This is a genomic window from Plantibacter sp. M259 (genome assembly GCF_006065115.1).
In the GTDB taxonomy this organism is placed as follows: domain Bacteria; phylum Actinomycetota; class Actinomycetes; order Actinomycetales; family Microbacteriaceae; genus Plantibacter; species Plantibacter auratus.
Genome location: NZ_CP040750.1, coordinates 3523712 through 3535199, shown reverse-complemented (window position 1 = coordinate 3535199; position 11488 = coordinate 3523712). Strand labels below are relative to the sequence as shown.

The window sequence follows — 11488 nt, the reverse complement described above, 5'->3', positions numbered from 1 at the left end:
TCCGACCCCAGGAACGACGACAGGCCCCCGCCGAAGCGAGGGCCTGTCGTCGACTCGGCAGCGTGTGACAACGTCCGGAGTGGAGATGGGGGGAATTGAACCCCCGTCCACTGCTGTGATTCTGCGCCTTCTACGGGCGTATCCCTTGATACGTTCTACTCGGCCCCGACCATTGACAAGGGCATCTTGGTCGACGGGCCCAGCCGAAGAAAAGTCCCGGATGACGTCGCGGCTCCGTCATCCAGCAAGTCCCCTAGATGACGCCAGGATCCGAGACGGGGACACGCTCGGTCTGACGGACTATCGGGCTCGCTTAAGCAGCGAGGGCGAAGTCAGTGCGCTTAGAGTTGGCACTTGTTGTTTTGCAGAGATCGTTAACGAGATAACCCTGCATCCTCGACCCGCTTCTCGCAGTTTCGCAGGCAATGTCGAAACCGATCATCCCCATGGACTCAGCGCCTCGGAGAACGAGGCGAAGAGGGTCGTTGTCACACGCTGTCGAGTTGTCAATCCACCGCGAACGGTGAACGAGCACCTTGCGGTGCAGCTTTCAAGTGTACCGCGCCCGAGGGCCACCTGTCACCTACTCGCCGAGACGGTTCCTGGTGGCCATCGCACGCGCGGCCTCACGGGTGTCCTGCTTCTCGCGCAGGGCGTGCCGCTTGTCGTATTCCTTCTTACCCTTCGCCACGGCGATCTCCACCTTGGCCTTGCCGTCCTTGAAGTAGATCTTCAACGGCACGAGGGTGAATCCACCGGGGGCGATCTTGTGCGCGATCTTGTCGATCTGCTCGCGGTGCAGCAGCAGCTTGCGCTTACGCCGCGGCGGGTGGTTCGTCCACGTCCCCTGACCGTACTCGGGGATGTGCACCGCGTCGAGCCACGCCTCACGGCGGTCGATGAAGGCGTACCCGTCGACGAGCGACGCCCGCCCGGCTCGCAGCGACTTCACCTCGGTACCCGTCAAGACCATGCCGGCCTCGTAGGTGTCCTCGATCGTGTAGTCGTGGCGGGCCTTGCGGTTCGTGGCCACGACGTTCTCGCCCCGTTCCCTCGGCACGGTGTACTCCTGACGTTCTGGTTCGGATCCATCGGAACGGACCGGCCGCGATCGCGGCAGCCTGTCAGTCTAACGCAGAGCGAGCGGTGCGGTCGCCGCACCGCTCTCCCCGCTAGACCTTGAGGTACCGCGAGATCGCGAAGTTGGCCGAGATCGCCGCCAACAGCACGCCGACGAGCAGCAGGATCGGGAGGACCACGAAGGCGTCACCGAGATCGACGAAGTTGACGTACCGCATGCGGTCCGCCAGGTATCCCTGGACGAACACCTGGACGATGGTGATCACCGCCCCGGCCGCGAGGATGGAGCCGATGAGCGCGGCGAACACACCCTCGAGGATGAACGGTGTCTGGATGAACCGGTTCGATGCACCGACCAATCGCATGATGCCGAGTTCTCGGCGTCTCGAATAGGCCGACAATCGGATGGTCGTCGCGATCAGCAGGGCTGCGGCGACCAGCATGAGTGCTGCGATCCCGATCGCCGTGTAACTGGCGATGTTCAGGACCGAGAAGATCTGGTCGAGGTATTGGCGTTGATCCGTCACCTGCTCCACGCCCGCGACGCCGGAGAACGCCTCGACGAGCACGTCGGACTGCGAGGCGTCCTTCATGTTCACCCAGAAGGTCTCGGGCAGCTGGTCCGCCGTGACGAACTGTGCGATGTCGTTGCCCTTGAACTGCTCTTGGAAGTTCGTGAACGCCTGCGCCTGGTCCTCGAAGTAGAACTTGTCGACGAAGGGGGCGAGGGTCGACGACTCCAGGGCGCTCTGGACGGCGGCGCGCTGCTCCTCGGTCGCGGCACCGGCGGCGCAGGTGTCGCCCGCGCTGTCGGCGGTGCAGAGGTAGATCGCGACCTGTGCGCGGTCGTACCAGTAGTTCTTCATCTGGCCGATCTGCATCTGCAGCAGGACGGCCGTACCGACGAAGGTGAGCGAGATGAACGTCACGAGCACGACGGAGACGACCATCGAGACGTTGCGACGCAGGCCGTTCCAGACCTCGGACCAGATCAGTGCGAGTCTCACTTGGTCGGCCCCACGTTCTGCTCTCCGTCTTCAGTGCCGCGCGCCGCGGCACGCAGGCCGAGTCGCTCGGCGAGCGACAGGTGTTCGACCTCGATCGGGTCGATCTCGTTGCGTGCCGGGAGCCCGATGGGGCCCGTGGCGTTGCTCAGGCGTTGCGGAGGCGCGACCTCCGGCACCGCAGCCGCCGGTGGCACGGCGGGCTCCGCTTCCGGCGTCGTCGGCTCGGCCTCGGGCGCTTCCGGTGTCGACTCCTCGGCTCGGGTCGCCGGCGTCTCAGGCTCGGCGACGGGTGCTGCGGCCGGTTCCTGGATCGGCGTCGAGCCGGACACCCGGGTGACGACCTCGTCGGTGTCGGCCTGCGGCCTGGACTCGCGCGAGACCGCGGCGGGCGCGGTCGGTGCGGCTGCAGCGGTCGGCGTGACCGCGGTGGCGGCGACCGCGGCTGCGGCAACGGCACTCGTCGTGGGCTCGGAGCTGGCAGCGACGGACGAGGTCGTGGTCGTCACCGGAACCGAAGAGGTCTCGACGGCGGGAGCGACCGGGGTCGAGGCCGTTGCGGGAGCTGTCTGGGCCGAGGGGGCGGCAGCCTTGGAGGATCCTCTGACGAGACCCGGGATGGCCGCCGTCGTGCCGTATCCACCGTGGCGTTCATCACGGACGATCTGACCGTCCTGCAGCTCGATCACCCGGCGCTGCATCTGATCGACGAAGCCGGCCTCGTGCGTGGCCATGACGACCGTCGTCCCACCGGCGTTGATGCGCTCCAGCAACTGCATGATGCCGGCGCTGGTGGCGGGGTCGAGGTTACCGGTCGGTTCGTCGGCGAGCAGGATCTGCGGCTTGTTGACGATCGCGCGGGCGATGGCGACGCGCTGCTGCTCACCACCGGACAGCTCGTGCGGCAGGCGCTGCGCCTTGCCGTCGAGTCCGACCATCTTGAGGACGTCGGGCACGGCCTCCTGGACGAATCCGCGCGACTTGCCGATCACCTGGAGGGTGAAGGCGACGTTCTGGTACACCGTCTTGCTCGGCAGCAGTCGGAAGTCCTGGAACACGACCCCGAGGCTGCGCCGGAAGTACGGCACCTTGCGGTTCGAGATGGAACCGAGGTCGTGGCCGAGCACATGGATCTTGCCCTTGCTCGGCTTGTCCTCCTTGAGCATCAGGCGGAGGCAGCTCGACTTCCCCGACCCCGAGGCACCGACGAGGAAGATGAACTCTCCCCGGAGGATCTCGAAATCGACGTCGTTGAGCGCGGGACGCGAGGTTCCCGGATACTTCTTGGAGATGTGATCAAACCGAATCATGGCTCCTTGAGCTTAAGGAGCGACCTGCCGATTACGGGCAGGACACGCCCGCGATCCGTACCCTGTACGAGGGCTGGGCGAACACTATGCCGCGCCGCGCTACTCCGGCTTCGACATCGACCGCCAGCGGATGCCCGCGGCGATGAACCCGTCGAGATCGCCGTCGAACACCGCTGCGGGGTTCCCCTGCTCGTGCTCCGTCCGCAGGTCCTTGACCATCTGGTACGGCGCGAGCACGTAGGAGCGCATCTGGTCGCCCCAGCTCGCCGTGATGGTGCCGGCCAGCTCCTTCTTCGTCGCGGCCTCCTGCTCCTTCTGGATGAGGAGGAGTCGCGACTGGAGCACGCGCATCGCAGCGGCGCGGTTCTGGATCTGGCTCTTCTCGTTCTGCATCGAGACGACCGTGCCGGTCGGCAAGTGGGTGATGCGCACGGCGGAGTCGGTGGTGTTGACCGACTGCCCACCGGGACCGCTGGACCGGAAGACGTCGACACGGATGTCCGACTCGGGGATCTCGACGATCTCCGTCTCCTCCATGAGCGGGATGACCTCGACGGCGGCGAAGCTCGTCTGTCGCTTGCCGGCGGCACCGAAGGGGCTCATGCGCACCAGGCGGTGGGTGCCCGCCTCGACGCTCAACGTGCCGAAGGCGTACGGTGCGTCGACCTCGAAGGTGGCCGACTTGATGCCGGCCTCCTCCGCGTAGCTCGTGTCCATGACGGTGACCGGGTACTTGTGCTGCTCGGCCCACCGCAGGTACATGCGGAACAGCATGTCGGCGAAGTCGGCGGCGTCCACACCGCCGGCACCGGCGCGGATGGTGACGACGGCGGGGCGCGGGTCGTACTCGCCGCTCAGCAGCGTCTGCACCTCGAGGTCGCCGAGCACCTTCTGCAGGCTGACGAGCTCCTGGCGGGCCTCTTCGGCCGACTCCTCGTCCTGGGCGTCGGTCGCGAGTTCGATGAGCACCTCGAGGTCGTCGAGCCGGTTCGCGATGCTGGTGATGCGGGCGAGTTCGGACTGACGGTGGCTGAGGGCGCTCGTCACCTTCTGCGCGTTCGTCGTGTCGTCCCAGAGATCCTGGGCACCCGCCTGCTCGCTCAGCGTCGCGATCTCGGCTTCGAGACGGTCGACGTCGACGACGGTGCGGATGTCGTCGAAGGTCGAGCGGAGGGTACTGATCTGTGTGGAGAGGTCCAAGTCAAACATTTGGCTTCAGCCTACCGCGCAGGGCCGCGGGCGTACGATCGAGGGGATGACTTCCGACGAACGCCCGTTCCAGCTGCGCTCCGTGGCCGTCTCGGTCTTCCTCCCCACGCTGTTGTTCTCGATCGGTGAAGGCGCCATCATCCCGATCATCCCGGCCGTCGCCGGGAACCTGGGGGCGACGCTCGCCGTCGCCGGCGTCATCTCCTCGCTCATCATGCTCGGCGAACTCGTCGGCGACGTCCCGTCCGGGTGGATCGTCAGCCGGATCGGCGAACGCTTTGCGATGATGTGGGCGGCGCTGCTCGCGGTCGTCGGGGTCGCGACGGCCGCCATCTCCCCCAATCCGTTCGTCCTCGCCGTGGGCATCTTCTGTATCGGGCTCGCGACCGCCGTGTTCGGTCTGGCACGGCACGCGTTCATGACGACGTACGTGCCGATGCGGTACCGGGCGAGGGCGCTCTCCTCCCTCGGCGGTGTCTTCCGCGCCGGCACGTTCATCGGACCGTTCCTGGCCGCAGGCGTCATCCACCTCACCGGGACGTCGCAGGCGGCGTTCTGGGTGATGGTCATCTGCTGCGCCGGCTCCGCCGTGACCCTGCTCGTCCTCCCCGACCCGGCGGAGATGTTCGGGCGACCGCCGTCGACGCGCACCGCCGACGGCGAGGAGCGCACCGAGGGTGCGGAGCTCGCGTCCGAGGAGTCGAGCGGCCTCATCGCTTCGATCCGCGCGCACGGCGCCGTCCTCACCCGGATGGGCACCACCGCCGCGCTCGTCGGCGCCCTGCGGTCGTGTCGGGCGGTCCTGCTCCCCCTGTGGGCCGTGAGTATCGGCGTCTCGGAGACGGACACGGCGCTCATCATCGGCGTCGTCGGCGCGGTGGAGTTCGCCCTCTTCTACGCCAGCGGTCAGGTGATGGACCGCTGGGGGCGGATCTGGACCGCCGTCCCCTCGATGATCGGGCTGGGCTCCGGGTTCATCGTCCTGGCCTTCACGCACGACCTCGATGAGGCGCGGGTCTGGTTCATCGCCGTCGCGCTCGTGCTGGCACTGTCCAACGGGCTCGGTAGCGGCATCCTCATGACCCTCGGCTCCGACCTCGCGCCACCGGACCGTCCCGCGCCGTTCCTCGGCGCCTATCGCTTCCTGGGCGACGCGGGCACCGCCGCCGCTCCCCTGGCGATGTCCGGGATCACCGCGGCTGCGTCGATCTCCCTTGCCGCCGGCACCATCGGCGGTGTCGGGCTCATCGGCGCGTTCCTCCTCTTCCGGTTCATCCCCCGCTTCATCGACCGCGGCACGCGCCCCTTCCCCTGATCGTCGGGAGGCCCGTCCGCCGTCACCAGAAGACACTGCGCGCACTCGCGGAGGCCTCGATCCGGAGGCCCTGCGGGACGAACAGCGTCAGCATCGGCGGCCGCCAGTCCGACGCCAGCGATACCTCCGCACTCCGGCCGTCCGGGGTCCGCGCCGCGACGATCTCGACGCCGGTGAGCGCACCCGCACCGCCGGTGACGAGGTCGTCGCGTGCACTCGAACGGATCGAGTCGTCATCGAGGACGGGTCGGAAGGTCCCGTCGGGCTGGATCGTGACGTCGTCGATGGAGAAGGACTCCGCGGCGGTCGCGGCCAGGCGGTCGGCGAGGTCGAGGAGCCGCTTGTGCTCCACGTACAGGGAGGTGGCGGCGCTCCCGACGAGGACCACGGCGAGCGCAACGACGGCGAATCCGATCGTCAGCAGCATGGTGGACCCGTCCTCCTCGCCGACGTCCAGATGTCGTCGTCCGCCCGGCACCCTCATTCCGCCTCGCTGAACCGGTCGTCGAACCGGGAGATCGGTGCCGTGGCGGCGCCGGTCACGGGGACCGCGGCTTGGACGCCGAGGATCTCGGGCATCAACGGCAGGACGACGAGGATGTCGACGGTGACCGTGACGGCACCGCCGCGCTGCCCGCACGGGAGACCGGCTGGTGCGCAGTCGAGCGTGACGGACGACTGGGACCGGTCGAGCCCGAAATCGTCGAGCGCGAGTGCGAGCGCGTCCTCGACGCGGTCGCGACCCGTGGCGTCGTCGTCGGCCCGAGCGTAGAGTTTCGCCGCCTGCGCCGCGGCCCCGCCGGCCGCGAGCACTGCGGCCTGCACCTCGGCGAGCGCGACGATGAGATAGACGATCGGCACGAGGAGGACCAGACCGACGGTGATGAACTCGAGGGAGGCCGATCCGTCGTCGCCCAGTGCGGTCGGTCGGTGACGCAGCTCATCACTCGAGTGTCTCGAGGACCGCATGACCCTCCACCTCCAAGACGCCGGGCAGTCCGATCAATCCCACGACCGGAAGCGGTGCGCGGACGGTCACGGTGACGATGCCGGCTCCGCGATGTTCGGCCAGCGTGGTGCTGACGTCACCCGTGTAGCTCTCCCCCACGGCGACGGCGATGAGCTGGCGTGCTCGGTCGGCGCCGTCGAGCAGTTCGGTGTCGGCCAGTGCGCCGAACCGGGCACCCTCCGCCGCCGCGTCGATGAGCGTGTTCCGGACGTGGAGGGCGAGCGCGAGCTGGACCACGGACATCATCAGGACGGTGAGGATCGCTCCGACGAACACGAACTCGGCTACGGCTGATCCGTCCTCGCCGCGCGGGATTCGCGTCCGCCATCCGCCGACCTCAGGCTCAGATGCCGGAGACACGGTCGATGGCCTGTTCGAACACCTGCGTGAGCGCCGGGCCGGCGACACCCCAGATGAGGAGGACGAGCCCGGCCGTCATGAGCGTGATGAGGACCCAGCCGTTCTTTGGAGTGTTCAAGCGTGTTGTCAGGGTTGCGATTCGTCTCCCGCGCCCGGTTCAGCAGGGTCGAGGTGTAAGCGACTCACTCGCGGATCCTGCGTCGAACAACTCGCCATCGGGCAGATCATCTAGCAGTTGCAGATTCAACTTCGACGCTGAGGCAGCACATCTCGCGTCATCCATGCCGCTCGAGCTTCGCCAGCTTCCAAACCCTCATGGTCCGACAGGGCTCAATATGCGAGCGTTGCAGGGCCCCGCCGGTCACGCGCATCACGCGCACGGCCTCGACAGCAACTGTGGTCAGCGGCAGCGCCACGGGGCCATCCCAGCTGAACCGATTCGGTAGGTCAGGAATATCGAGGCACCCGTGGGACCCAACCGTTGGCCACGGCGGTCCCTTCGAAGCCTGCCTTTGGAACGCCGTCTGCCAACAATTTGTGCGCGTAGACCAGCCAGTCGCCGGAGTAGCGATGGGGCTCACGGGCAATTGCTTCAGCTAGTGGACGATTCGACTCGCGAGGTTTCGCCAAGTGCAGACGGCCCGGGGCGTCTGGCCCCAGCTTTGAAAGGCCTTCCAATAACAGTGGATCTACGCCAGTCAGAAGCCGCCTCGCCAACGCTTCGGCGATTGGCCATCTCGACTCTGCCGGGCTCGCAAGCTCGACCAACTCCTGGTCAGTGAAGAGCGGCTGATCTGCGCAGCTCCGATGCGGAGGGAGGAAGTACGAAAGAACAAGTCGGGTTCGCAGGCTCGCAGCCTCAGCCGCTGACGGTATGGATCTCTCCCTCTTCGTGGCACCATTAAGCGCGATGCGACTGGCCGCAGCTGCCGTTTCCTCAAATTCGGCCAAACTGAGCTTCGTCAGGACGTCATCCACTAGGGCAAACCCGCCAATGAATGCTTCGTCAGAAGCAGCCGCCAGCAGCGCCAATGCCCAGGTACGAAGCGACAAATTGTCGCTAAGGGAGCTGTGTTGTTTCAGCCACCAGTCCGCACCGGGCCGCCGGTGAACGGCGATGATCAGGTTGCCGTAGTCGATGTTTGTTCCAAATGGAGCCCCGTTGCTTGTGTGAGAGCCGGACGCTCGCAGATGATCTGCAGCAGCCGCAGCGACCGCAATCTCAGCCGCGAGCCAGGAAGGTCCGAACAGCTCAGCGAGGCGTCTGGCCGGCGCTCCCCATGGCTCCGTCGTTCCTGCTTGACTGCGTTGATGCAGGCGGGATGCGTCGCGGAGCTTCGCGTACTCAGGCTTGAGCTTCACAAGCTTCGACCACCAGGTATTGCGCAGCGCCCCACTTCTAGCGGAGTACGCCCGCTCAGAGAAGCCATCCGCAGCGCTGGAGAGGCTCTCCTGAATTAAGGCGTGAAACCACTCTGGTCGCATCGTGGCTAGAAGCAGACCAGCCTCGTTGTTCGTGTTCCGTGGAGGCAGTCCGAGGACTGATCCATCCAGAACCGACTGACGAAGCATGATGGCGACATCTGAATCTGGATCCGGGACAGCGCCCGCCCTAATCGCCGCCGCTCGCACGGTGCGATCCGTCAGGGTCAAACTGTTGCTCAACGCGGTGGGAAAGACTCCTTGCCGGAAAATTCCCGCGAAATCGAGCCACCGATGTTCATCCGGACCGCCGATTGCACGTTGCATGTTTGGCGTCCACCACGCGACAAAATCATCTCGACTTATCGATGAGAAATCTCTGAGCAACTCGATTCGAGCGAATGCAAGATCATCCTGCGGGTCTTGCTGAACACGCGTCGTGATTTCAGCGGCAAGTTGGCTACCGCCAGCGTCTGGGGCAAGGCGTGTCAGTTCCGACAAGCTGCCGTTGTGAACCAAGAGGATCAACAGCGCGTCATCAGCCAGGAGACGAACGACATCCCGCTGGACCCGCGGGTTGGAGATGAAGACGGCATCCGCAAGAAGGGTCCATGCCGCGACGCGTGTCTCTAGCGCGTTGATATCTGAGCTGATGGCTTCCTCAAGCCCGTATCGTAGGGCGCCAAGTTCGTTCGGAGACGCGAACCCAGCATAGAAGCGCAGGGTATTTCTCCAATAGCTACGGCCTACCATCTGCACGAGAACATCCTGCTTGGAAAGCGGCGACGAGAGGTCTCGCCCGGCCCACTCAGCAAGGAAGCAAGCAGCAAAATACTCACGTACCGGTTGCACGGCAAACTCAAAATAGCCGTCCACCTTGCTCGTGAGCGCCCAAAACCTATCAGTAGCCACTCGGAAGAGTTCTGCGGCGTCCTGTCCTGTCGCTTCAACATCCTTCAAGTAGAGGAGAAGCGTATTCTCTAGGTCATCTCGCATCATCGTGCCTGCCGCCGAGTTCTTCTCGACTCCTGCCTGCATGTGCCATCCAAGGAAGGCCGTCACCTCCTGCACCTGTGGCGCCGCATTCCGCCCGATGTGTCCGCCGGCAACCTCGCGGTCAAGCAGAGTCTGCATGTAGCTCGTATACAAGGGTGTCCTCGAAACCGGGACCGCGTCACCCTTTCGACTGATCAAGTACAGCAAAATCGCCAATTGCATTGGATTGTCCGCGAGCTTTGCGACGTGATCGAGTGCTTTGCGGTCCCGGAAGATCCTCCGAATCTCGCTCCGCTGCGCGCCATCGATGCCGCGCGCGTCGCACCATCGAACAACGTACTCGTTTTGCAATTCCTCATTGAGCGGCAGCAACTGCAACCGCTGAAAACGGCTTGGGTCAGGCTCTGCCAAGTTCGTCGAATTTGGCCGAGAAGTTACAACGACCTGGAAGTCCGGGCGTACGTCACCACTTCCCATTCGTGTGATGAGTAGGTCAACTTCTCCAACGGCAATTGTCCGAAGCTCAGGGTCGGCAATTTCATCAAGCCCATCAAACACCAAGAGAGTTGGAAACCTCTGAAGAAGACTCTGCACCTCCTCGACCGTGACTGTGCGACCACCGCTTAGGCCTGAGCACAAGTTAGCTAGGTAGCTCTCAACGCTTCTCTCGCCTCGGGTCCGTCGACGCCTGCCCTGCAGGCGCTCATTGAATGGGTCGAATCCATCAATCCACTCTGCGTAGGTCTTCAACTCCACGCGCAATGGGAGCCTCGGTTGACTAATTGGGATCGTGGTGGACGATGGCACCCCGACCTGTTGCGATGCAAGAATGGCACCTCGGTGCTGCTGGCATAGGAATTGTGTGAGCGTGGATTTTCCTTGGCCTGGAACTCCAATAAGAAAAGTGAACGGCACATCGGTCGCGAGTAACATCGCGGCGGCGGGCTGCTCGAACGGAAGACTAACGCGAAGGTCGTAGCCATGGGCACGCGGTGGAGAAATCAACGCGGCATGCACATCCACGAAGAGGTCTAGAAGACTGACTCCATCCAATTCCGTCTGCGAGAACCGAACCCGTGAATCCTCGGCCCACTGCGCTTGAATGACGTGTTGCATCGTCTCCCGCATGCGTGCGGCCTCGCCGTCGACATTCGTGCCGAAAATGAGGTACCGAATAGCGTCACTGCCGGATAGCATCTCCTGAAATGACCATTTGATGCCGTCGCCCATTCTGTTGATCTCAGCATCCACATCACCCTGCCACCAGCACTCCACTGGAATACCAAACTCTCTCGAATAGGCAGCTAGGTCTGGTTCCAGTTTTTGTATACTTCCAGTTCCCTTGCCTGTCGTCGTTCCAGCGACAGATGTGACAAGAATGTACTTCGTGATTCGCTTCTCAGTGACAAGCTTGCGTATTTTCGCACGTTCGCCATCGATCGTGTCTTTCAACCACGAAGCGGGGTTCTGCTCATATTTACTTGTCCACTTGACCTGGTAGATCACACTTCCGTCGACGATGCCATCGATTCCTTCATCGCCCATTCCGATTGGATAGCATCTAACGGAGTCAAATTTGTCGCGCAGTATGGTGCTGACCAGCTTCTGGAACTGACCTTCTGACAATCTCCAATAGAGGTAGTCGAAACTGTTTCCAGGCTGGTCCGATGCTGCTCGAGTTCGTCTAGCTTGGCGAGCTCGCCGAGGCGCGGCAGCACCGGTAGTTGTAGGCACCACATGTCTCCAAACTGATCACAAAGACCCCGAGAAGGGCACATCTCGA

General features: G+C 64.2%; 10 protein-coding genes and 1 other RNA gene. 1 reads left to right on the top strand and 10 read right to left on the bottom strand.

Features of this window, described 5'->3' with window-relative positions; translation table 11 throughout:
* Positions 1–77: 77 nt before the first annotated feature.
* From ssrA to prfB, 5 genes are all read right to left on the bottom strand, one after another.
* Positions 78–446: a transfer-messenger RNA gene (gene ssrA / locus FGL15_RS16525) on the bottom strand.
* A gap of 137 nt (positions 447–583) precedes the next feature.
* On the bottom strand, positions 584–1060 hold the full coding sequence (gene smpB / locus FGL15_RS16520) for an SsrA-binding protein SmpB (RefSeq protein WP_056007115.1): 477 nt from the start codon (positions 1058–1060) through the stop codon (positions 584–586).
* A 112-nt stretch (positions 1061–1172) separates the two neighbouring features.
* Entirely contained in the window at positions 1173–2087 is a 915-nt protein-coding gene (gene ftsX / locus FGL15_RS16515; protein ID WP_064296231.1) for a permease-like cell division protein FtsX, read from the bottom strand.
* Positions 2084–3394, bottom strand: a complete 1311-nt coding sequence (gene ftsE, locus FGL15_RS16510) for a cell division ATP-binding protein FtsE (RefSeq protein ID WP_138946770.1) — start codon at positions 3392–3394, stop codon at positions 2084–2086. The genes ftsX and ftsE overlap by 4 nt, the downstream gene beginning before the upstream one ends.
* 99 nt (positions 3395–3493) lie before the next feature.
* Positions 3494–4603 carry a peptide chain release factor 2 gene (gene prfB / locus FGL15_RS16505; RefSeq protein WP_138946769.1) on the bottom strand — a complete coding sequence of 370 codons (1110 nt, stop codon included), beginning with the start codon at positions 4601–4603 and terminating at the stop codon, positions 3494–3496.
* A gap of 46 nt (positions 4604–4649) precedes the next feature.
* Between prfB and FGL15_RS16500 the strand changes: the two genes are divergently transcribed.
* Positions 4650–5918 (top strand): MFS transporter, encoded by a 1269-nt coding sequence (locus FGL15_RS16500; RefSeq protein WP_138946768.1) that lies wholly within the window; start codon positions 4650–4652, stop codon positions 5916–5918.
* A gap of 22 nt (positions 5919–5940) precedes the next feature.
* Here the strand turns inward: FGL15_RS16500 and FGL15_RS16495 are convergent, their stop codons facing one another.
* The 5 genes from FGL15_RS16495 to FGL15_RS16480 all read right to left on the bottom strand — a co-directional run bounded on the left by FGL15_RS16495 (position 5941) and on the right by FGL15_RS16480 (position 11439).
* Entirely contained in the window at positions 5941–6345 is a 405-nt protein-coding gene (locus FGL15_RS16495; protein ID WP_138946767.1) for a hypothetical protein, read from the bottom strand.
* 53 nt (positions 6346–6398) lie between these two features.
* On the bottom strand, positions 6399–6887 hold the full coding sequence (locus tag FGL15_RS16490) for a TadE family protein (protein ID WP_138946766.1): 489 nt from the start codon (positions 6885–6887) through the stop codon (positions 6399–6401).
* Positions 6862–7287: a TadE family protein gene (locus tag FGL15_RS16485; protein ID WP_370281822.1), complete on the bottom strand. Its 426-nt coding sequence runs from the start codon at positions 7285–7287 to the stop codon at positions 6862–6864. The genes FGL15_RS16490 and FGL15_RS16485 overlap by 26 nt, the downstream gene beginning before the upstream one ends.
* Positions 7271–7405 carry a hypothetical protein gene (locus tag FGL15_RS21315; RefSeq protein WP_255467575.1) on the bottom strand — a complete coding sequence of 45 codons (135 nt, stop codon included), beginning with the start codon at positions 7403–7405 and terminating at the stop codon, positions 7271–7273. The genes FGL15_RS16485 and FGL15_RS21315 overlap by 17 nt, the downstream gene beginning before the upstream one ends.
* Positions 7406–7734: 329 nt before the next feature.
* Positions 7735–11439, bottom strand: coding sequence for an NACHT domain-containing NTPase (locus FGL15_RS16480; protein ID WP_168223424.1), 3705 nt, complete (start codon positions 11437–11439; stop codon positions 7735–7737).
* Positions 11440–11488 lie beyond the last annotated feature (49 nt).